At 65.0% G+C, this 21,487-nt stretch carries 15 protein-coding genes; 9 read left to right on the top strand and 6 right to left on the bottom strand.

What is annotated here, in order from left to right:
• Window positions 1–9: 9 nt before the first annotated feature.
• A complete protein-coding gene (locus NE591_RS06430; protein ID WP_161127320.1) occupies window positions 10–684 on the top strand; it encodes a molybdopterin-dependent oxidoreductase in 675 nt (224 codons plus the stop codon).
• Between the two features lie 176 nt (window positions 685–860).
• Here the strand turns inward: NE591_RS06430 and NE591_RS06435 are convergent, their stop codons facing one another.
• Both NE591_RS06435 and NE591_RS06440 read right to left on the bottom strand, forming a co-directional pair.
• Entirely contained in the window at window positions 861–1,358 is a 498-nt protein-coding gene (locus tag NE591_RS06435; RefSeq protein WP_147272703.1) for a hypothetical protein, read from the bottom strand.
• A 19-nt stretch (window positions 1,359–1,377) separates the two neighbouring features.
• The gene (locus NE591_RS06440) at window positions 1,378–2,973 is read right to left on the bottom strand and encodes a molybdopterin-dependent oxidoreductase (protein ID WP_022740342.1); all 1,596 of its coding nucleotides are present in this window, start codon (window positions 2,971–2,973) and stop codon (window positions 1,378–1,380) included.
• Between the two features lie 280 nt (window positions 2,974–3,253).
• Here NE591_RS06440 and NE591_RS06445 point away from each other — a divergent pair, with 280 nt between their 5' ends.
• The 3 genes from NE591_RS06445 (at window position 3,254) to NE591_RS16240 (ending at window position 8,864) form a co-directional block, all read left to right on the top strand.
• Complete coding sequence (locus NE591_RS06445) at window positions 3,254–4,786, top strand: response regulator transcription factor (RefSeq protein WP_022740341.1); 1,533 nt, start codon at window positions 3,254–3,256, stop codon at window positions 4,784–4,786.
• A gap of 102 nt (window positions 4,787–4,888) precedes the next feature.
• Entirely contained in the window at window positions 4,889–5,590 is a 702-nt protein-coding gene (locus NE591_RS06450; RefSeq protein WP_114539963.1) for an ABC transporter ATP-binding protein, read from the top strand.
• A 1-nt stretch (window position 5,591) separates the two neighbouring features.
• On the top strand, window positions 5,592–8,864 hold the full coding sequence (locus NE591_RS16240) for an FtsX-like permease family protein (protein ID WP_256156490.1): 3,273 nt from the start codon (window positions 5,592–5,594) through the stop codon (window positions 8,862–8,864).
• Window positions 8,865–8,940: 76 nt separating this feature from the next.
• Here the strand turns inward: NE591_RS16240 and NE591_RS06460 are convergent, their stop codons facing one another.
• Both NE591_RS06460 and NE591_RS06465 read right to left on the bottom strand, forming a co-directional pair.
• Window positions 8,941–9,555 (bottom strand): IS3 family transposase, encoded by a 615-nt coding sequence (locus NE591_RS06460; protein WP_173112322.1) that lies wholly within the window; start codon window positions 9,553–9,555, stop codon window positions 8,941–8,943.
• On the bottom strand, window positions 9,555–9,929 hold the full coding sequence (locus tag NE591_RS06465; RefSeq protein WP_173112325.1) for an IS3 family transposase: 375 nt from the start codon (window positions 9,927–9,929) through the stop codon (window positions 9,555–9,557). Before NE591_RS06465 ends, NE591_RS06460 begins: the two co-directional genes overlap by 1 nt.
• A 992-nt stretch (window positions 9,930–10,921) precedes the next feature.
• Here NE591_RS06465 and NE591_RS06470 point away from each other — a divergent pair.
• Entirely contained in the window at window positions 10,922–12,268 is a 1,347-nt protein-coding gene (locus NE591_RS06470; protein WP_173112328.1) for a trigger factor, read from the top strand.
• Between the two features lie 99 nt (window positions 12,269–12,367).
• A complete protein-coding gene (locus NE591_RS06475) occupies window positions 12,368–14,398 on the top strand; it encodes a YgiQ family radical SAM protein (protein ID WP_173112331.1) in 2,031 nt (676 codons plus the stop codon).
• 121 nt (window positions 14,399–14,519) lie between these two features.
• On the opposite strand, the gene NE591_RS06480 is transcribed toward NE591_RS06475, so the two are convergent.
• Window positions 14,520–15,392: a winged helix DNA-binding protein gene (locus NE591_RS06480; RefSeq protein WP_173112334.1), complete on the bottom strand. Its 873-nt coding sequence runs from the start codon at window positions 15,390–15,392 to the stop codon at window positions 14,520–14,522.
• 313 nt (window positions 15,393–15,705) lie between these two features.
• Here NE591_RS06480 and NE591_RS06485 point away from each other — a divergent pair, with 313 nt between their 5' ends.
• Window positions 15,706–17,538 carry an FAD-binding protein gene (locus NE591_RS06485; RefSeq protein ID WP_173112337.1) on the top strand — a complete coding sequence of 611 codons (1,833 nt, stop codon included), beginning with the start codon at window positions 15,706–15,708 and terminating at the stop codon, window positions 17,536–17,538.
• A gap of 22 nt (window positions 17,539–17,560) precedes the next feature.
• A complete protein-coding gene (locus tag NE591_RS06490) occupies window positions 17,561–18,256 on the top strand; it encodes a succinate dehydrogenase/fumarate reductase iron-sulfur subunit (RefSeq protein ID WP_173112340.1) in 696 nt (231 codons plus the stop codon).
• A 209-nt stretch (window positions 18,257–18,465) separates the two neighbouring features.
• Here NE591_RS06490 and NE591_RS06495 read toward each other — a convergent pair whose 3' ends face one another.
• A complete protein-coding gene (locus NE591_RS06495) occupies window positions 18,466–19,341 on the bottom strand; it encodes a MarR family winged helix-turn-helix transcriptional regulator (protein ID WP_173112343.1) in 876 nt (291 codons plus the stop codon).
• Between the two features lie 293 nt (window positions 19,342–19,634).
• On the opposite strand from NE591_RS06495, the gene NE591_RS06500 reads away from it, so the two are divergent.
• Window positions 19,635–21,470: an FAD-binding protein gene (locus NE591_RS06500; protein ID WP_173112346.1), complete on the top strand. Its 1,836-nt coding sequence runs from the start codon at window positions 19,635–19,637 to the stop codon at window positions 21,468–21,470.
• The last annotated feature ends 17 nt before the right edge of the window (window positions 21,471–21,487 follow it).

Raw genomic sequence — 21,487 nt, forward strand, 5'->3', positions numbered from 1 at the left:
GGGATTGCCGTGGAAAAGGAGCGTGCGGAAGGCCTGGCGGCTCGTGCGGAGGAGGCCGTGGAAGGCGCGACGGCTCGGGTTGCTGCCGAGGGAGGCGACGGTGCCGCGGTCGTTAGCGACCCGGAGAAGTGCAACACCGTCACGTTCGTGGGGGCCGACGGGATGGAGCAGAGCTTCCCTCTGGACTTTTTGCTGGAGCGCGGCGCCATCGTGGCCAACCGCGTGAACGGCGAGGACATCATGAGCGTCATGGGCGCTACCAATCAGCTGTGGGTGCCGGGGCTGCCGGCCAAGTACTTCGTGCGCGACATCCGCGAGATCCGTTTCACCAATGAGGAGGTGCCCCCGGTCATCGGGCCGTTCGTCGACGACGGCCACGACTACACCAACCGCCCCAACGTGGCGGCGAAGGCGGAGTACGTGGGGCGCGTTGGCGAACCCATGGAGTTTTCCGGCTGGGCCCACGACTTCGACAAGCGCATCATCGCCGTGGAGTTCTCGCTCGATAACGGCGAGCATTGGACGCGCTACGATTTGGGCGACACCACGGCCGACCGCTGGGTGTCCTGGACCTTCGCCTGGACGCCCGAGGCCTCTGGCGCCTACCAGATGAAGGTGCGCTCGGTGAACGAGGACGGCGACGCGTCCCCTATCGCCGCCGTGCACACCTTCGAGGTGTTGTAAGACGCGAGCTGCGTTGATCTATGCTAACGAGGGGTATCTCTCGATGACGCGACTCGATCTTTCTGCAGGGCCGCAATAGGGCCGTAATATCCGCGCAGCGCGCAAACGGGCCCCGGAAGGGGGAGGCTTCCGGGGCCCGTAGGGGAGGGGTAAGGAAAGGTTTGGTGTGAGGCGCTCTAGGCGCAGGCCATCTGCACAAGGGTCTCCAGCGAGACGCCCTCGACCTCGGCGTTGGCGATGGCGCCGCCGCCGGCGACGTTGGTGGCGCAGGAGCAGGCCATCACGTAGGAGGCCGCCCCCTCCTCGCCGGCCAGCTCGTCCGCGGTGGCCGTGAACGAGGCGCCGGGGCCCGCCACGGTGATGGCCGCGGCCTTGGCGGTCTCGCAGCCGTAGGTGGGCAGCGACGCGCACAGCGTGGCCGCCGCCTTGCAGAACACCCCGCTGATCTCGGCGTTGGCGGTCACGGCGTCCTGATCGTAGCTGAAGGAGCCCTCCACGGTGCGTGCGCCGGGGGCCTCGGGGGCCGCGGAGTCCGAGGCAGCCGTGACGACCGGCATGGCCGGCGCGGGCGCGGCCGAATCTACCGTGGCGGCCTGGGCCACGCCGGCGCCCCCGGAGATGAGGGCCACGGCGCTCATCACGCCGCCGAGTGTCTTAATCGTTTGGGATTTCATGAACGTCACCGTCCCTTTCTTACTCGGAAACATGGACGAACAGAGGCACGGAGAAGGGCATCTCGTTGCCAAGGTCGTCCGTGGCTGCCATCTTGACCAAGTAGGTACCGGCCTTTGCGGGCGTCCAGTCCATGGAGAAGTTGACCCATTGGTAGGGATCGAAATCGGGCACTTCCTTGTCCACGTCGTACTCGACCCAGGAGGTTCCCATGTCGAAGCTGAACTTGATCGTATCCAGGTTGCCCCACATGCGGTTCCAGCTGTACATGGCACCCGTGAGATTCACCGGCTCGCCAACTTTGGCCTCGACGCCGTGCTCCTGGAACCACATGCCGTTGATGGCGTAGTTGGGGGTGGGCTCGTCCGATGCGCCCATGAGTGCGGCCGTGAACGGCTCGTCATCGTGCATGAAGTCGATTTGCTCGACGTGCTTGACCTGCCATGCGCCGATATTGCCAAGGGAGATGAGTACCATGGGGGCGCCGTCGTCTTTGGAGAGCTCCTCGCCGTAGTACTTGAGGGCGATGTAAGCATCTTTGGAATAGGTGCTGGCCTCTACGGGCATTGCGAAGGACTTCCAGCCGTCGGAGGCGGTGGCCACAACGGCGTTGCTGTCGTCGAGAAGGCCGCCGCACTGTTCGATGAGGTATTCCATGGAAACACCCGACATGGGGATGTTCGACACGAGCGAGCCGCCGCGTCCGTTGGTGCCGCAGGCCAAGGCCATGGAGAACTCGGTCTGGGGCATGGCGAGCAGCTCTTCTTTCGTCCACGTCTTCGGATTCTTCACGCCGGTGATCGTCAAGGTATTGTCCTCGCTGCACACTTCGTTGAAGTCGAAGGGCTCGCCGTTCTTCTCGGTCACTTCCTCGCCCCAGTTGTTCACGATGAAGACATCCTCATGATCGGTGACGTCTTGGGCGAAGCTGACGGATATGGTGGGGTTCTGCTCGGTGTCCATGCGATTGTTGAATCCTATGGCATCGCTGGAATCCTTGCCACGAACGCTCAGCCAGTAGCGGGTGGTCTCGTCGTTGGCGATGTTGGGGTAGCCGCCCAGCGCCGGGCTGTCGTAGAAGTCGTCCCAGAGCATGAACTGGTAGTCGCCTTGGGAGCCGGCGGAATCCATGGCGTGGCAGCTCCAGCAGTTGCCGTTGGCCTCGACAAACTGCTCGCTGCCGTAATGGGCGGCATGCAGCAAGTCGCCGAGGTAGGGCCCGGTGAGCGTCGTGTGACCGCGATGGCATGGCTCGCAGTCCTGGTAGGTGAGCGCCTTGTCGTAGCCCACGTGGGTCAGGATGTGGTTGTAGCCCTCCTTCGTGTTCATGATGTCCCACAGATCCTCGTGGCACGAGTTGCATCCGCGGTTGCCGGCGTTCAGAAGCTCGGTAGTCTGATAGGTGTCGTTGAAGAGCCCCGAGCTCTTCTCGGTAAAGTCGGGGTACAATCCGACTACTGCCTCCTCGCTCGCCGCTGCTTCTTCGGCGCCTCCTGTGCTGCTGAGCTCGGCATGGGGCGCGCAGCCCCAAAGGGCCAGGGCGAGGCCGATGACGGCCGCCATGACGCCGAGGGCTGCGAGCAGGTGCCTGCGTCGCTGGTTTGCTGTCGTGTCCATCCTCTTCTCCTTCCTTGTTAGGAACCAACTCTGTCCGCCTTCGCCTGGCTGCTTGGTGGCGCAGCTGCGGGAGGCGGTGCTTAAAAGTCTAGGGAGAGGGCGCCCTCGCCGTGATCGCCAAAGAATGCGGAGATGGCAAAATCTCCTCCTCAATTTTTGAGGATATCGAGAAAAGCCTGATGAGAGCCTATGCCTGAGCCGTATTTTCGCTGGGGTTGTGTGGTAGTCTCCTCTTGTGCGATAGGGCTCGAATGCGCTGGTGACGAGGAGGGCGAGGGTTGTGGAAGCTTTGTTGGGAAAGGCGGAAGAGCGCAAGAGCGGGAAATCGTCAGCGTCGCGCCCCAAGGGCTATTGGGCCGCCTTCGGCGCTTGTGTCCTGCTCGTCTCGTCGGCCCAGCTGCTGCACGAGTCGGCGAGCTGGTCTCTGGACTACGGCACGGTGCTCGGGACGTTCATCAATCTGCGCGCCCAGTCATGCAACGCCCACGCCGTCGGACTCATCTTGGGCTACGCTTTGGCTCAGATGCGCCCCGACCGACTGAGGGCTATCGCTCTGAACGACCGCTTCTGGGTGTTTTTCTTCGCGCTGCAGACGGCCAATGTCATGGCGTTCTATTGGTCGGTGGGGACCTCCAATGTGATGACTATGATAATTGTGCAGGTGGCGGGGGCTGCTTCGGGTGCCTTCTTCTTCGCGCTGAGCTGTCAGGCGACTGCCGGAGTGGGCGCGCGAGTGTTCCTCGCGACCGTCGTAGCGCTTGTGGCTCTTACTACGCTCACGGTCCAAGGACTGTTCAGCATCTTGGAGGCCGGTGCCCCGGCTTTGGTTTCCGAAATACTCCATATGGCGCTTGTTGCCGGATCTGCCGCCTGTTTTGTTCGGGCTATGGGGGCGGGTGCCTGCTTGCGAGTGCAATTCGAACGCGAGCCCTATGCTCCGATGGGAGCGCCGCGACGCAGGGGGGAATCGCAGGGTCGTCATCGTGGAGCGCCCTCTTTCGCCCTGTTCCTCATCATAGGCGCCTACGGGGCAGTGTTCGGATTCCTCCACGTGGTACCTCTAGCTCTGTCCCTAGATGTCTCGAGCCGTGTCACGGCGTTCCTCTTCGGTGCGGTAGCGGCCCTCGGGCTGTTCTCGGCGACGCTTCGGCAAAGTGACGGCACTGATGTGGTGCGTCTCTGGAACCGTTTCTATCAATACGTTTTCCCCATCGTCACGGTGGCGGCTCTCCTCGGTCCTCTTACCATGGACACGGAGTTTCTTCCGCTTCTCATTTTGCAGGCGTGCGCCCTGTACTATTTCGATGTTCTGCTCGCCGTTGCGAGCTATACCATTGCTCGTGTCATCAAAGCCTCTCCGACGCAAGTGTTCGCCCGCGCGTTTCTCGTCAAGTCAGCGGGATTCTTTCTGGGGTGCTTAGTGGGATTCGGTGTGCATGAGAGCGTCGTTCTCGACGAGACCGCTTTCAGCGTCATCGGTGCTGCCATCTTCGTGATACTGTCCCTGGTCACTTTCCACACCAATTCGGAGAAGTTTGCCAAAACGGTTTGGGGCCTTCTTCCTCACGAGGACGCCCATGGAAAGTTGGCGAGCCGGCGGGCGGAGTGCTGCCGCCGTCTGGCCCGATCTTCTGGCTTGACCGACCGTGAGGCGGAGATACTCGAGTACCTAGTCGCAGGAAAGAGGCCGAAGGAAATCAGTGAAATGTTGGTGGTGTCCATCACCACGGTGCGGTCTCATGTGCGAGCTATTTACGCGAAGACCGGGGTTCACTCCCATGGCGAGTTGATGCACCTTCTGGACGAAAAGTAGGTGTGGAGGGTATTTGCGGGGGTGCCCTCTTGGTTCCTTATCGTGTATCTTAAGGATCGAGAGAAAAGCGCCCGGGCGGGGCGCCGGGTGTTGGGAGGAACCATGGCCTTCGTGGAATTCGCCGACGTGAGCAAGATCTACCAGATGGGCGAGGTGGAAGTGGCCGCCGTGCGCGACATGAGCTTCACTATCGAGCGGGGCGAGTTCGTGGTCATCGTGGGGCCCTCCGGCGCCGGCAAGACGACGCTTTTGAACATGCTCGGCGGCATGGACTCGGCCACCTCCGGCACCATCACGCTGGACGGCGCGCGCGTCAGCTCCTTCAACCGCAAGCAGCTCACCCAGTACCGCCGCCACGATATCGGCTTCGTCTTCCAGTTCTACAACTTGGTGCAGAATCTGACGGCCCGCGAGAACGTGGAGCTGGCAAGCCAGATCTGCCGCGACCCCCTTGATGCCGACGAGGTGCTGGCAGCGGTGGGCCTGGCCGACCGGGTGCGCAACTTCCCCGGGCAGCTGTCCGGCGGCGAGCAGCAGCGCGTCGCCATCGCCCGCGCCTTGGCGAAGAACCCCAAGCTCCTTTTGTGCGACGAGCCCACCGGTGCTCTGGACTACGAGACGGGCAAGGCCATCCTGAAGCTTCTGCAGGACACCTGCCGCGACACGGGGCGCACGGTCGTGGTCGTCACCCACAACAGCGCGTTCACCGCCATCGCCGACCGTGTCATCCACGTGCGCGAGGGCTCCGTGGCCGCCGTGGAGCTGAACGAGGCGCCCCTTTCCGCTGACGTGCTGGAGTGGTAGCGTGAAGGCGTTCAACAAAGATATTGTCCGCTCCATCCGCCACTCGCTCGGGCGCTTTGTCGCCATTGCCGCCATCGTGGCGCTGGGCTGCGGCTTCTACGCCGGGCTGCGCATGACGGCGCCGGATATGAAGCTGGCGGCCGACGCCTACTACGACAGCACCGATCTCATGGACATCCGCGTCGTCTCTACCTTGGGTCTCACGGATGAGGACATCGAGGCCCTGCGCGATGTGCCTGGCGTCTCGGGCGTGGAGGCGGCCTATTCCGCCGATGTGCTGGCCACCCTGAACGACGAGCAGTACGTGATGCGCGTGCACTCGCTGTCGCCTTCGGCGGCGACGGCGGTGAAGACGGACGCGGGCGCCATCTCCTCCGATGACGCGAATTATCTCAACCGGCTCGATCTGGTGGAAGGCCGTTGGCCCACCTCGGCCAACGAGTGCGTCATCTTCAACGACCGCGTTATGAGCGGCCCCTCCTCGTTGGGGGACACGGTGACGGTTGATCCGTCGGTGGGCAACGTGCAGGACGCGCTGGCGGAAACCGAGTTCACCGTGGTGGGACGCGTGCACTCGCCGCTCTACGTCAGCTCGACGTCCATGGGCACCTCCACCATCGGCTCGGGCACCATCGAGCAGTTCATGTACGTGCTGCCGGAGGCCTTCGATGCGGACATGCCCTACGTGGAGGCCTACGTCTCCGTGGAAGGGGCGGCAGAGCTTCCCGCCGACAGCGATGCCTACGACGATCGCGTGGCCGGCGTTGTGGCCGCCATCGAGGGCATCGCGCCGGCTCGGGAGCAGGCCCGGGTGGATGACCTGAAGGCCGAGGCCCAGGCCGATTTGGATGAGGCGCGAGCGGAATACGAAAAAGAGGAGGCCCGCGCGAAGACCGAGCTCGCCGATGCCCGCGCCGAGTTGGATGCGGCCAAGGAGGAGCTGGACGAGGGCCAGCGCAAGCTGGATGCAGCCGCTTCCACGCTTTCTGCGAGCGAGAAGAAGATCAAGGACGGCGAGAAGGAGTACGCCCAGGGCACGGCATCGCTTTCCAAGCGCAAGGCCGACGCCGAGGCGCAGTTCGCCGAGGCCGAGCAGCAGATCGCCGCCAATGAGGCGAACCTCGCCGAGGCCAATGCGGCATTGCCGACGCTGCAGGACGCCCTGGCCCAGGCCGAGGCCGCCTTGCAGGTGCCGAACCTTCCCGCCGAGCAGCGCGCGGAGCTTGAGGCGACCCGCGCCGACCTGGAGCAGAAGATCGCCGACATTGCGGCTGCGGCGACGGCCTTGGAGGAGGCGAAGACGCAGCTGGCGCAAGAGCGCGCCTCCGCCGACGCGCAGATCGCCGCGGCTCAGGCTCAGCTCGATCAGGCCAAGACGAGCGTCGAGGAGGGCAAAAAGCAGCTGGAGGAGGGCAAGGCGGAATACGAACAGGCCAAAGCCGACTTGGAGGCGGGTCGGGCCGAGTACGAGCAGGGCGTGGCCGACTACGACGCCGCTGCGGCCGAGGCTAACGAGGAGCTGGACAAAGCGGAGCAGGAACTCGCCGACGCCCAGAAGGAGATCGACGACATCGAGCCGCCGGATTGGCTCGTCATGGACCGCACGAAGAACTTCGGCGTGGTGAGCTTCGCCTCCGACGCCGACCGCATCGACGCCATCGCGTCGTTCTTCCCCTTCATCTTCTTCCTTGTGGCGGCGCTCGTGGCTCTTACCACCATGACCCGCATGGTGGAGGAGGAGCGCATGCTCATCGGTACCTTCAAAGCGCTCGGCTACTCGCGGGCGCGCATCACGTCGAAGTACCTCATCTACGCCGCCTTGGCCGCAGGGCTCGGCAGCGTCATCGGCATCGCGGTGCTCTCCCAGGTGCTGCCCTGGGTCATCATGGAGGCCTACTCCATCGTCTACTACGTGCCCCGCGCCGCCATGCCCATCGACTGGCCCATCGCGCTCGCCGCGGCCGGACTCGGCATCGGCATAACGCTATTGGCCACTTGGGCTGCCGCCGCGGCCACCCTGCGCGAGACCCCGGCCGCCCTCATGCAGCCGCCGGCGCCCAAGGCCGGCAAGCGCATTCTGCTGGAGCGCGTCGGGCCCCTGTGGCGCCGTCTCTCGTTCTCGTGGAAGGTGACGTTCCGCAACATCTTCCGCTACAAGCGCCGTCTCGTCATGACGTGCGTGGGCATTGCCGGCTGCACAGCGCTTCTGCTGACGGGCCTGGGGCTGCAGAATTCCATCAACGACATCATCGACGTGCAGTACGGCGAGCTGGTGGACTACAACGTCGTCATCTCCGAGAAGGACGATGCTGCAGATGACGAGCGCGAGGCTGCCGCCGCCCTTCTGGGCGACGCCGAGAAGCTGCCCGTGGCCGTCCGCGCCACCGAGACCTCCATGATCGCCCAGGGCGCCGACGGCACCGAGGCCATGACCACCATCGTGGCGCCGTCCGACCCCGAGGCGTTCAAGGAGCTGTGGCACTTCCGCACCCGCGAGGGCCACGATGAGGTGGGGCTGACCGATGCCGGCGCCATCGTCACCGAGAAGCTGGCGACCAAGCTGGGACTTTCGGTGGGCGACGCCATCGTGTTCGCCGAGCAGGACGATTTGGGCAACGCCACGGCGACGACCTATTCCGTGCCCGTGATGGGCATCATCGAGAACTATATCGGTGATTATGCCTTCATGACGCCGGAGACCTACGCGCGCACCTTCGGGGAAGAGCCGGACAACCTCACGGTGTACGCCCGGGCCACCACCGACGAGGGGGAGCGCTCTGCGCTCTCCGAGGCCCTGCGCGCTACGAGGGCGGTGGACACCGTGGCCTTCAACGACGAGGTCATCGACTCTTACAAGCAGATGCTGCGCTCGGTGAACATGGTCGTGGTGGTGCTTGTGGTGGCGGCGGCCGCGCTCGCGTTCATCGTGCTGTACAACCTGACGAACATCAACATCACCGAGCGGGCCCGGGAAATCGCCACGTTGAAGGTACTCGGCTTCACGCCCCGCGAGGTGAACGCCTACATCTTCCGCGAGATCGTGCTTCTGGCTATGCTGGGCGCGCTTGTGGGCCTGGGCCTCGGCGTGGTGCTGGAGGGCTTCGTCGTGGTGACGGCGGAGGTGGATCAGGTCATGTTCGGGCGCACCATTCACTGGGATAGCTTCGTCATCGCCTTCGTTCTCACCATGGTGTTCACCGCCGTCGTCATGCTCGTCATGCGCCCCAAGCTCGCCCATATCGACATGGTGGAGAGTCTGAAGTCCAACGAGTAGCTCTTTTGCCGCAAAAACCATGCATTTGTACGGTTTTTGTGCGTGAAACGGGGGTGCGGACGTTTTTTCGTACCTCCTAGACGGCGTAGCCGAGCGACGCGCGGTACTCGTCGGGGCTCAGCCACCCCAGGGACCTCTTGATCCTGCCCGAGCAATAGTAGCGCAGGTAGGCGTCGAGCCGGCGGCCGAACTCGGCCACGGGCACGCCCTCCCAGTCCCTGCAGTGGAAGAACTCGTTCTTCAGGCGCCCGAAGAACCCCTCGCAGGCGGCGTTGTCGGGGCTGCAGCCCTTGGCGGACATGGAGCGGACCAGGCCGGCCCCCTCGCACAGCGCGACCCAGCCGGGCCAGCGGTAGTGGCCGCCCCGGTCGCTGTGCACCACGGTGCGGGCGCCCGCGCGCCTGGCGGCGACCGCGTCCGCGAGCGAGCCGTTGGCCAGGGCCGCCGTGGGCGACGGCCCGATCCTCCACCCGGCCGGCCTGCCGTCGAAGCAGTCCACGACGGCGCTCAGGTACGCCTTGCCGGCCGGGATGCGGAACTCGGTGATGTCGGTGACCCACAGCTCGTCGGGGGCCGGCGCCGAGAAGTCGCGGGCCACGAGGTTGGGAGGGGCGGCCGACACCTCGCCGGCGTAGGAGCTCCAGCGCCTGCGGCGGCGGTTGTAGACGACCTCGAGGCCCTCCTCCCGCATCAGGCGGCGCACCACCTTCTCCGAGACCCGCTAACACCCTCGCGGCGCAGGCGCGCCCACACGGTGCGGTAGCCCCAGTTGCGCGAGCCCTCCTCGAACAGCTCCCGCACCCGCGCCCTGAGCGCGGCGTACTTGTCGGGGCGGCCCAGCCGCGCCCGCCGGTACTCATAGGAGCTCGAGATCCTCAAGAAAGCGGTGATCTCGCGGAGGGGCAGGCCTGTCGCCGCGCGCAATCTCTCGCCCAGCTCGCACTTTCTCCTGTTCGACATCGAACCCGGGTGCGAGCCTGCCCCTTTTAGGTCGTCCAACACCGCCCTGAGCAGCTGGTTCTCGGTCATGGCGGCCTCGTAGGCCGCCCTCTCCGCCTCGTTCAACGGCTCCTCCTTCGCGTCCGGAGGGGCCATCCTAGCACGCCGGCGTGGAGGCCGGGCGGAGGGGGCGCGCCTCCCGTGCGGGAGCCGCCCCCGGGCCCAGTACCCCACCGTGCCGCGGCTGGCCCCGCAGAGCTCGGCGGCCTCCTGCTGCGACATGCCCTCCTCCAGGGCGAGGAGGGCGAGCTCGACCACATCCCTGTCGTACATGCGGACTCCTTCCCGGACCATTCCTCGGTCCAAGTTTTTGTCCGCACCCCCAACCGTACACGAACCCATAAAACGTGGCGTTTGCGCCAAGAAAGCCATGCAAAAGTACGGTTTTTGTGGCGGCGGGATAAGACTTGCAGAAAAGGTGTCATCCCGGAGTTGCCCCGTAGGGAAAGGGCCATGCCCTTTCCGCCTTTTGTCGTGGAGTGAAACAGTGCCCCGGAGGGGTGTCTCATCTTCGGGGGCCGTCCCTGCGCGAATGCGCCTAATGGCTATCGGAAGATGAGACACCCCTCCGGGGCACTGTCTCATGCGGGCAGAGCCTTTGCCCACGGGCCCCTGAGACTCCAAGCTCCCGTAGGGAGGGGGCTCTGTTCCTTCCGCTCAACCAGGAACGCCTCTCTTCCTCGGTCGGGCGGCAAGGGCATGGCCCTTGCCCTACGAGAGGGATGCCGCACCGATGCACATTTGGGCACCCTCGCGTCCGCGATGCCGTGACGATGCACAAATGCGCATTCTCGCGTTCCGAATCCGCCCTTTGGAGGCTTCTCGCGTCCGTTCGATGCCGCACCGATGCACATTTGGGCATTCCCGCGTCCGCGATGCCGCGACGATGCACATTTGGGCACCCTCGCGTCCGTGGCTCGGAGCGTTCCTGTCGGAAGGGCGGGAATTATGGGCTTCGGAACGCGTGGCGGGGGTGGGGGCGGTGCTGTGCTACCATTACGGCCGAGAAAAGGGCGGCCCGGGGCCGTCAAGACCATCCGATAGGAGAAAACCGAACCATGCATGTTGTCGAAAGCAAGCCGGTCAACGGCGTCATCAAGCTGGACTGCGAGGCCACGGCCATCGAGGTGAACAACGCCCTGCGCGAGGCCGGCGAGGCCTTCGCCGCTTCCATGGGCGTGCGCCCGCTGCCGGGCAAGTCGCTCGAGGACTCCGTGAAGGAGACCCTCGGCATCGCCGATCTGGACAAGATCATCGAGGCTCAGGCCATCGAGGTGCTCGTGCCCCGCGCCCTCGACCGCCGCAACCTCGTGCCGGCCTTCCCGCCGAAGGCCACGCCCACCACGAAGTTCGAGCGCGGCAAGAAGTTCTCGTTCTCGCTGAACGTCACCGTGAAGCCCACCTACGAGCTTTCCAGCTACGAGCCGGTGGAGATCACTGTGGATCCCTTCTTCTTCGACGAGACGCCCGTCAAGCAGCAGCTGGACGAGCTGGCGAAGAACTCGGTCATCTACGAGGCCACCGACGCCAAGCCGCTCACGGCGGGAGACGCCTGCTCCATCGCCATGAAGTGCTACGACGACGGTGAGGAGATCAAGGCGCTCACCTGCGAGGATCGCACCTACATCATGGGCCGCGGCTACATGCCCGAAGGCTTCGACGAGAACCTGCTCGGCATGGAGCCGGGCCAGACCAAGGAGTTCACCTTCGAGGCGCCGCTCGGCATGGAAAACGGCGAGGTGGTGAACAAGCCCATCAACTGCACTGTCACCGTGAAGGAAGTGCAGAAGGAGGTCGTGCCGATCATCGACGACGCCTGGGTGAAGGCGAACATGCCCATGTTCGCGAGCCTGGAGGCCCTGAAGGCTGACATGCGCCGCGTCTTCGAGGCCCAGCAGCGCGAGAACTACGAGGGCTACGTGCAGCAGATGGCCGTGGGCGCGCTCACCCGCCGTTTCGAGGGCCGCATCGCCGACGAGATCTACGAGGCCACGCGCGATCAGCTGATGAACAACCTGCGCATGGAGTTGCAGCAGGCCGGCATGACCTGGGAGCAGTTCGTTGAGGCCAACGGCGGCGAGCAGCAGTTCGGCATGATGCTCATGATGCAGACCCGCGAGGTGCTCGTGCAGGGCTTCTGCCTCGATGCGGTGTTCCGTCACGAGAAGATGACGCTCACGGACAAGGACCTGGAAGACGCCTGCCTGGGCATGAACCCCCAGGGCAACGCGGCCATGATGCTCAAGCAGCTTGAGGACTCGGGCCGCGGCTTCGCCCTGCGCGAGACCGCCGAGCGCCTGAAGGCCGCCCGCTTCGTGCAGAAGAACGCGAAGATCACCGTCCGCGAGGCCGCTCCGGCCCCGGCTGCCGAGCCCGCCGCCGACTCCGACACCTCGGCCGAATAACCCGTAGGGCAAGGGCCATGCCCTTGCCGCACGGGCGGAGCGGAGAACGGAAAGGGCATGGCCCTTTCCCTACGGGCGGCACCCGAAGAGAAAGCTTCTATGGCGAAAAAGAACACACGCAATAACTCGAAAGCGGCCGGCGAGACTGCCGTGCCGCTTTCGGCGTTTCTGCCCACGACGCGGGCCGAGGCCGACGCCCGGGGCTGGGGCCAGCTCGACTTCGTCTACGTGTCCGGCGACGCTTACGTGGACCACTCCTCCTTCGGGCCGGCCATCATCACCCGGGTGCTGGAATCCCACGGCTACAAGGTGGGCATCATCGCCCAGCCCGATTGGAACGACCCGGAAAGCGTGGCCGTCTTCGGCGAGCCGCGCCTGGGCTTCCTCGTGTCCGCCGGCAACATGGATTCCATGGTGAACCACTACACGGTGAACAAGAAGCACCGCCACGAAGACGCCTACAGCCCGGGCGGCGAAGCGGGCCGGCGCCCGAACCACGCGGCCGTGGTCTATTCCAACCTCATCCGCCGCACCTTCAAGAAGACGCCCATCATCCTGGGGGGCATCGAGGCCAGCCTGCGGCGCCTGGCCCACTACGACTACTGGTCGGACACGCTGAAGCGATCCATCCTCATGGATTCCGGGGCCGACCTTGTGTCCTACGGCATGGGGGAGCGCTCCATCGTGGAGATCGCCGATGCCCTGGCCTCGGGTCTTTCCGTCGCCGACCTCACCTTCATCGACGGCACGGTGTACCGCACGCGCTCGCTGGACCATGTGGTCGACTACGTCATGCTGCCCAGTTGGGAGGAGGTGTCGGCCAGCAAGCGCGCCTTCGCGGAAAGCTTCGCCGAGCAGTACCGGGCGAGCGACCCCATCACGGGAAAGCGGCTGGTGGAGGCCTACCCCCATGGCGTCTATGTGGTGCAGAATCCCCCAGCGCTGCCTCTTTCCACCGCCGAGCTGGACGCGGTCTACCGGCTGCCCTTCACGGGCCGGTGGCATCCCTCCTACGACGCATCCGGCGGCGTGCCGGCGCTTTCCGAGATGCGCTTCTCGCTCACCAGCTGCCGGGGCTGCTTCGGCGAGTGCTCGTTCTGCGCGCTCACGTTCCACCAGGGCCGCATCGTGACGGCCCGGTCCCAGGAGTCCATCGTCGAAGAGGCGGAAAGGATGACGGCCGAGCCCGACTTCAAGGGCTACATCAACGACGTCGGCGGCCCCACGGCGAACTTCCGCGCCCCGGCCTGCGCCAAGCAGCTGAAGGCCGGCGCCTGCACCGACAAGCGCTGCCTGGGCAGCGAGCCCTGCCGTGCCCTGCGCGCCGACCACCGCGACTACGTGGGGCTTCTGCGCCGCTTGCGGAAACTGCCCGGTGTGAAGAAGGTGTTCGTACGGTCCGGCATCCGCTTCGACTACGTGCTGGCCGACCGCGAAGGTGGCGAGACGTTTTTGCGCGAGCTGGTGGATCACCACGTCTCCGGCCAGCTGCGCGTGGCTCCCGAGCACGTGTCCGACACGGTGCTCGCCGCCATGGGCAAGCCGCCGCGGGCCGTCTACGACCGCTTCTGCGAGGCCTTCGACGACCTCAACCGCGAGGCGGGCAAGAAACAGTACATCGTGCCCTACCTCATGTCCTCGCACCCCGGATCCACCCTGAAGGAGGCAGTGGAGCTGGCCGAGTACGTGCGCGACATGGGCTTCAACCCCGAGCAGGTGCAGGACTTCTACCCCACGCCGTCCACCATTTCCACCTGCATGTACTACACGGGCCTCGACCCGCTGACCATGGAGGAAGCCTACGTCCCGCGCACGCCTCACGAGAAGGCCCTGCAGCGCGCCCTCATCCAGTACCGCAACCCCGCCAACTACGATCTGGTGCGCGAGGCCCTGGTGAAGGCCGGCCGCAGCGACCTCATCGGCTGGGACGAGAAGGCCCTCATCCGCCCCAAGCGACCCAAGGCAACGGGGGAGGGCGGCAATGGAAAGCGTGCTGGCAAGGGCCCGAAGCGCGATCAGCGCGGCGGCGCCTCCGCCGCCAAGGGCGCCCCGCGCCCGGCCCAATCCCAGCGTCCCGGCAAGCCCCCGAAGGCCAACGGCCGCAAGGGCGGTATCCGCAAGGGTCGGTGAGGTGGGCCGCACTCGTTTGCCGCTATGAGCGTTAGCAAAGTTAGCATTTGTTAGCATAGTTAGCTTTTGTTAGCAAAGTTAGCAAGTGCGATCCCCTAAGGGTCGGAGACCGGTCGGTGCTTTACCGCTGGCGCGCGGCAAGGTCGTCGTGAAGGCTGCGGCGCAGGGCGGCGATGGTCTGGCGGTAGGTCTCGGTGCCGTAGTCGTCGCCGAACAGCTGCCGCAGCATCTCCTCGGTGCCCTCGGCGATGAGCGAGGCGCACTGCAGGCCGAGGGACGTCACCGTGATCTGCCTCTCGCGCTTCGTCGCGCCGGTCGCGCGGGTGACGAGGCCGGCGGACTCCGAACGGGCCAGGGTGCGCGAGAGGGTGGGGGCGTCGAAGGCGAGAAGGCGGCGGGCCTCCTTGGCCGAAATCGGCTCGTCGCTGCTGGCCGCCGCCAGCAGCAGGTGGCCCTGCTGGGCGGTGACGAGGTTCTGCTTGCAGATGGTGGCGAAGTTCGAGGCCACTTGCTGGCAGATGATGAGGAAGGCGCTGTCGCCGCGGGCGAGGTGGCCCACGGTGCGGTTCTTGTTCAATCGTACGCAAGCGCTGTAGAGCAGCGCCATGGCCTGGATGCGCAGCTGTCCTGAAAGAGGGGCGAGGGCCCGCTTCGCCACTTGGACGAGCGCGTGGTCGAGCCGCCCGAGCAGCGCGCGCCCCTCGGGGGTGAGGGCGACCATGGTGGCGCGCCGATCGTCCTCCGACTCGGCCTTCGCCACGGTGCCGTCGGCCGCCATGCGTGCCACGCCCTCGGCCACGGTCGTGTAGTTGAGCTCAAGCGTCTCAACGACGGCGGAGAGCGGGACGGGATCGGGCCGGTCGAGCATGAGGAGAATCCAGTACTGGTTGATCGTCGTGCTGCCCTCGCGGCGCAGCGCGCCGATGGCAGTGCTCCGCCACCGATCGAGCACCATTTCCGCTTCGATGGCGCCCCCTCGTTCCGTTGATGACATGGCCCCTCCTTGCCTTGCATGCGTACCCATAATAAAACTTTCCTGGCAAAGCGGCGGATTAGTCCAATTGCGCAAGCTTTTGCCCTGAATCGAAAATCGCTGAGGAAAAAACGCGGAATTTCGCCGCATGACGGCGAATGCGCGGCCCTGATCAGGTGAAAGAGCGCGACCAATCTCCCGTCGCCTTCGCCGGCGTCCCCGCTCTGCACCCAGGTGCCGTGTCAACAATTGCTCCAATGACGCAAGTTTTGTTTCCCGTGGCCGCCGATTCTATGATTTTCGCCGTTGTAACCCCACACGAAAGGAGAGAGGGATGGGGAACTACGAAGAGGAGAAGGTGCGGGGCGGCATGGACCGTCGCTCGTTCTTCAAGCTCGGCGGGCTGACCGCCGGCATGGCCGCGTTCGCCGGCATGGCCGGCTGCGCGCCCCAGCAGGAGATGGCCGACACCGGTGGCGACAACGAGACGGTCGCGGCCCGGGTGCCGTACTCCGTGTTCGAGACCGACATCCTGATCATCGGCGCCGGCTTCGGTGCGAGCTACGCGGTGGATGCGGCGCGCAAGGCCGGCAAGAACGTGATCATGGTTGACAAGGGCCCCTACGGCTACAGCGGAGCCTTCGGCATGAGCTTCGACATCATGCACACCTGGGATCCGAACTCGCCGACCTATAAGAGCGAGGACGACATCCCGAACAGCGGCTTCTTGCGCGATGAATCCCTGTACCGCGCCGCCTTCATGGAAAGCGAGCTGGGGGACACCCCCGATGTCTGCATCGCCAATTTCGGCGAGGTCTGGTCGGCCCGCAACGAGGACGGGACGCCGTTCTACCTGTACGACTTTCCGAACATCCGCGGCATCGAGCACTCCATGGCGCGCCAGTGGTCGGATCACTTCCGCGCCCTTGACTACGTGATGATTCATGACCGCACTATCATCACCGACCTCATCATCGAGGACGGCCGCTGCCTGGGCGCCATGGGCGTGCATGTTCCCACCGGCGAGTACCGCGTGTTCCGCGCCAAGGCCACGCTGGCGGCCACGGGCGGCTCCACCCAGTTCTATGGCTGGAACTCCACGTCCTGCACGTCGAACAACGTGTGCGACAACACCGGCGACGTGGAGATGTCGCTTCTGCGCCACGGCGGCAAGGTGGCCAACGCCGAGTTCTGCACCTACGACATGATGGGCGCCTTCCCCCGCAGCTTCGTTGCCTCCGAGGGCTCCATGGTGGGCGCCGACAGCGTGCATTCTGGCGACCTCATGGACAAGGACGGCAACTACCTGAAGGACGACCCGGAGCTGGCCGAGCTGCTCGGTTCCCAGGAGGGCGTTATCCAGGCGGCCTGCATTGTCGTCGATCGCGGTCAGGGTTCCGAGAACGGCGGCATCTACCTCGATTGCAAGCCCGAGTCCCTGTCCACCATGCGCTGGATGTACCAGCGCAACGCGGCGCTGCTGAAGGAGAAGTTCGGCTTCGACTTCACCGAGCAGCCCGTGGAGGTCGTGCCCGAGATGTACGAGCACAGCGGCGAGATGCTGGTCGACGAGAACGCCATGTGCATCGATGTCGAAGGCCTGTTCGGCGTCCGTTCCAACACCGGCGCCGAGGGCGGCAACAACAACACCGCCAACCGCCGTATGGGCCGCTACGCCATGAAGAAGGCGCTGGAGTACATCGACTCCTACGAGGAGCCCGCGGCCGTGACCTATGAGTCCGTGGCCGCCGAGATCGAGCGTTTGGAGGATCTGCGCACCCGTCAGACCGACGACCCCATCCGCCCCATCACCGTGCGCCGCAGCATCCAGTACGCCTGCGCCCAGGCCGCTCGCCCCTCCCGTCCCACGGAGGTGCTCGAGGAGGCCAAGGCCGAGCTCGATCGCATCATGACCGAGGACGTGCCCCGCATGGCCTGCGCCGACGACAGCCTGGTGTACAACGCCGACTGGAAGGACGCCATCGAGACCCTCAACTTGCTCGATCTGGCCCGCCTGTTCGTGTACGCCTCCCTGGAGCGCCAGGAGAGCCGTGCCTCCCTCATCCGCCCGGAGTACCCGGAGACCGACGATGAGAACTGGGCGTGCGCTCTGGCCTACACCCGCGCCGAGGACGGCACCCTGTCCTACGAGAAGATCGCCTACTAGTTCATAAGAAGGAGCCTACGCTATGAAGATCACTGTCAAGCGCTACGATCCCTCGAAGGACAACGCGCCCTACGAGACCACCTACGAGGTGCCCCACGACGACGAGTACATGACCCTGCTGCAGGCCCTCGTGTACATCCACGAGAACGAGGAGCCGCTGGCCTTCGACTTCTCCTGCCGCGGACGCATGTGCGGCCGCTGCGCCATGATGCTCGACGGCAAGCCGGTGCTGGCCTGCGTCGAGCCCCTCTCCGACGGCTCCCACACCGTCGAGCCTCTGGAGGGCGTGCCGGTGGTGAAGGACCTCATCGTGGACAAGAGCCAGGTGCAGGCCCGCATCGCCGAGACCTACAAGCGCGTGCGTGTCGCCCCGCTTAAGGCCGAGGACCTCAACGAGTACAACATGGAGCACGAGGCGGAGCTGTTCGGCATCAACTACTGCGCCCGCTGCCAGGTGTGCACGGCCGGCTGCCCGGCCCGCGCCATGGACCCCGAGTACATCGGCCCCTCCCACATGCTAGCCGTGGCCTTCCGCCACTTCGACGCCTACGACCAGGCCGACCGCATCGTCGAGGCCGTCCAGGGCGGCCTGTGGGACTGCACCATGTGCGGCACCTGCACCTCGCTGTGCAACCAGCTGGAGATCGACCACCTGACCATCTGGCAGAAGCTGCGCGACGCCGCCACCGAGCGCGGCCTCATCAAGCAGGAAGCCTAAGCCATCCCTCCGGGGCCTTCCGACCCTCCCTCCCACCGGAAGGCCCCCTCTTGCCTGCAACGGCGGCCGCGACCACCCAGTCGTGCCCGCCGTTTTTTTGCGTTGGGGGACAATGGCGAGTTCTTGATCCAGGATGTTTGAGGGAGTGCGTTCGGATTCGTCTTGCGCGGCGACCCGTCGTCTGCGGAGGGCTTACCGTGCCTGGACGCCTACTGCTGGCGCGCGGGAAGGTCGTCGCGGAGGCTGCGGCCCAGGGCGGCGATGGTCTGGCGGTAGGTCTCGGTGCCGTAGTCGTCGCCGAACAGCTGCCGCAGCATCTCCTCGGTGCCCTCGGCGATGAGCGAGGCGCACTGCAGGCCGAGGGACGTCAAGGCGTAGAGCCTTTCTCGCCTGTTGTTGCCGATCTCTTTCGTGATAAGCCCGGCGTCGGACAGCTTCGCCGCGATTTTCGATAGCATCGGCGCGTCGTAGTCGAGGGCGTCGCGAATCTCCCTTCCCGTCATCGGGCCCGTGCGGCCAAGGGCTAGAAGGAGATGCCCCTGCTGGGGCGTTACGAGACTCTGCCTGCAGATGCGGGAGAATTCCAGTGAGACCTGCTGGCACACGATGAAGAAGGCGCTGTCGCCCCGCACGAGGTTGCCCGCCAGCCGCTTTTTGTTGAGGCGGAGGCAGGCGTCATAGAGGAGGTGCATGGCCTGCGTCCTTGAGGTGCCGGAAAGAAGGGAAAGGGCCTGTTTGGCCACGGCGATCAGCTCCCGATCAATGCTCTCTGTGAGCCGCCGGCCTTGGGGGGTGACGGAAAGCCTCGTGGCGCGCCGGTCGTCCTCGTCGGTTGTCTTGCTCAAGGCTCCGGCTCGGCACAGCTCGTCGATGCATTCGGCGAGGGTGGTGTAGCTGATCTCCAGCCGGTCTGCCACCGAACGAATGGATACATCGTGATGAATGTCGACGAGCAGCAAGACCCAAAATTGGTTGAGCGTGGCGACGCGGCTCGCGCGAAGGCGGTGCACAACGCGTCCTAGCCATCGGTCGAAGACAACCTCCGCGGCGAAGGCGTCCGCCATGGCCGTGCCCCCATGTTCCATTGCCCCTCCTTGTTCTTGGACGGGATCATGGTATCGCGGATGGGACGGACGTGTCGAGTTGTTCCGAAATTGCAACTGTTGTGGGAAGCCACAAGTTGCTGGGGTTGCCCCGAGCTCTTTCGTCCACTTCCAATGTCGCGGTGCTCTTAAGGGCGCCGCGACAAGGGGGAGGGAGTCCCCGCAAGGTGCCTCTTCGCCTTGTCAACAATTACTCCGGCAAACCAACTTTTGCTGCCGCCGGTCGCAGCCCCTAATCTTTTCCCCGTTAAGACCCCACACGAAAGGAGAGAGGGATGGGGAACTACGAAGAGGAGAAGGTGAGCGGCGGCATGGATCGTCGCTCGTTCTTCAAGCTCGGCGGGCTCACCGCCGGCGTGGTCGCGTTCGCCGGCATGGCCGGCTGCGCGCCCCAGCAGGAGATGGCCAACACCGGCGGCGACAATGAGACGGTCGCGGCCCGGGTGCCCTACGCGGTCTACGACACCGACATCCTTATGATCGGCGGTGGCTACGGAGCCAGCTTCGCCATGAACGAGGCGTGCAAGGTGGGTCAGAACGTGCTCGTGGTCGACAAAGCTCCCTACGGCTTCGGCGGTGCCTTCGGCATGAATTTCGACATCATGAACACTTGGGTGCCCGGTGCGTACTACGAGACGGAGGAGGAGGTGCCTGGCACAAAGAAGATCCGCAACGAGGCCCTCTACGCGAAGACCGGCGTCCAGAACGAGGTTGAGGTGAATCCCGATGTGGTGTGCGCTAACTGGGGTGAGATCCTCTCGGACCGCAAGGAAGACGGCACGCCGAACTACATCTACGACTTCCCGACGACTCGCGGTTTCGAGCACTCCATGACGCGTCACTGGTCCGACCACTTCCGCGCCAAGGACTACGTGACCGTGCACGATCGCACGATGATCACCGACCTCATCATCGAGGACGGCCGCTGCCTGGGCGCCGTGGGCCTGCATCTTCCCACGGGCGAGTACCGCGTCTACCGCGCCAAGGTAACGCTGACTGCCGCGGGCGGCTGCACCCAGTTCTACGGTTGGAACTCCACCTCGCCCACGACGAACAACGTGTGCGACAACACGGCTGACGTTGAGATGGCACTCCTGCGCCACGGCGGCAAGATCGCCAACGCCGAGTTCGGCAGCTACGACATGATGGGCGTCTTCCCCCGCAGCTTCACCGCCTCCGAGGGCTCCATGGTGGGTGCCGACAGCGTGCACTCCGGCGACCTCATGGATGTGGACGGCACCTATCTGAAGGACTACCCGGAGATCGCCGAAAAGGAGCTTTTGGGTACCCAGGCCGGTGTTATCCAGGCTGTGAGCATCGTCGTGGACGCCGGCAAAGGCACGGAAAACGGCGGAGTGTACCTGGACTGCAAGCCCGAGTCGCTTTCCACCATGCGCTGGATGTACCAGCGCAACGCGGCCCTGCTGAAGGAGAAGTTCGGCTTCGACTTCACCGAGCAGCCCGTGGAGGTCGTGCCCGAGATGTACGAGCATGGCGGAGAGCCCATCACCGACGAGAACGCCATGTGCGTCGATGCCGAGGGCCTGTTCTGCGTGCGTGCCAACGCCGGCAGCGAGGGCGGCATGATGAACATCACCAACCGCCGTATGGGCCGCTACGCCATGAAGAAGGCGCTCGAGTACCTGGCGACCTACGAGGAGTCCGAGGCCGTAACCTACGAGGGCGTTGCCGCTGAGATCGAGCGCTTGGAGGATCTGCGCACCCGCCAGATCGAGGGTTCGCTGCGTCCCATCACGGTGCGCCGCAACATCCAGCACGCCTGCGCCGAGTCGGGGCGTCCGAGCCGATCTGTCGAGGTGCTTGAGACGGCCAAGGCCGAGCTCGACCGCATCATGAACGAGGACATTCCCAAGATGGCCTGCGCCGATGACAGCCTCGTCAGCAATGCCGACTGGAAGGACGCCATCGAGGTTGTCAACCTGCTCGACATCGCGCGCCTTTCCGTGGAGGCTTCCCTTGCCCGCGAGGAAAGCCGCGACGCGCTGATTCGCCCCGAATACCCCGAGACCGACGATGCGAACTGGAAGTGCGCGCTGGCCTACACTCGCGCCGAGGACGGCACCCTGTCCTACGAGAAGATTCCCTACTAGTTAAGTAAGAAGGAGAA

Source organism: Adlercreutzia sp. DFI.6.23 (assembly GCF_024462535.1).
Classification (GTDB): Bacteria; Actinomycetota; Coriobacteriia; order Coriobacteriales; family Eggerthellaceae; genus Adlercreutzia; species Adlercreutzia rubneri.

Bases quoted from the DNA above. Each gene is read 5' to 3' on its own strand.
- NE591_RS06490 (WP_173112340.1), top strand. From the start codon at position 17,561: ATGAAGATCACTGTCAAGCGCTACGATCCCTCGAAGGACAACGCGCCC.
- NE591_RS06485 (WP_173112337.1), top strand. From the start codon at position 15,706: ATGGGGAACTACGAAGAGGAGAAGGTGCGGGGCGGCATGGACCGTCGC.
- NE591_RS06475 (WP_173112331.1), top strand. From the start codon at position 12,368: ATGGCGAAAAAGAACACACGCAATAACTCGAAAGCGGCCGGCGAGACT.
- NE591_RS06480 (WP_173112334.1), bottom strand. From the start codon at position 15,392: ATGTCATCAACGGAACGAGGGGGCGCCATCGAAGCGGAAATGGTGCTC.
- NE591_RS06495 (WP_173112343.1), bottom strand. From the start codon at position 19,341: ATGGAACATGGGGGCACGGCCATGGCGGACGCCTTCGCCGCGGAGGTT.
- NE591_RS06470 (WP_173112328.1), top strand. From the start codon at position 10,922: ATGCATGTTGTCGAAAGCAAGCCGGTCAACGGCGTCATCAAGCTGGAC.
- NE591_RS06440 (WP_022740342.1), bottom strand. From the start codon at position 2,973: ATGGACACGACAGCAAACCAGCGACGCAGGCACCTGCTCGCAGCCCTC.
- NE591_RS06450 (WP_114539963.1), top strand. From the start codon at position 4,889: ATGGCCTTCGTGGAATTCGCCGACGTGAGCAAGATCTACCAGATGGGC.
- NE591_RS06500 (WP_173112346.1), top strand. From the start codon at position 19,635: ATGGGGAACTACGAAGAGGAGAAGGTGAGCGGCGGCATGGATCGTCGC.
- NE591_RS06435 (WP_147272703.1), bottom strand. From the start codon at position 1,358: ATGAAATCCCAAACGATTAAGACACTCGGCGGCGTGATGAGCGCCGTG.
- NE591_RS06460 (WP_173112322.1), bottom strand. From the start codon at position 9,555: ATGCGGGAGGAGGGCCTCGAGGTCGTCTACAACCGCCGCCGCAGGCGC.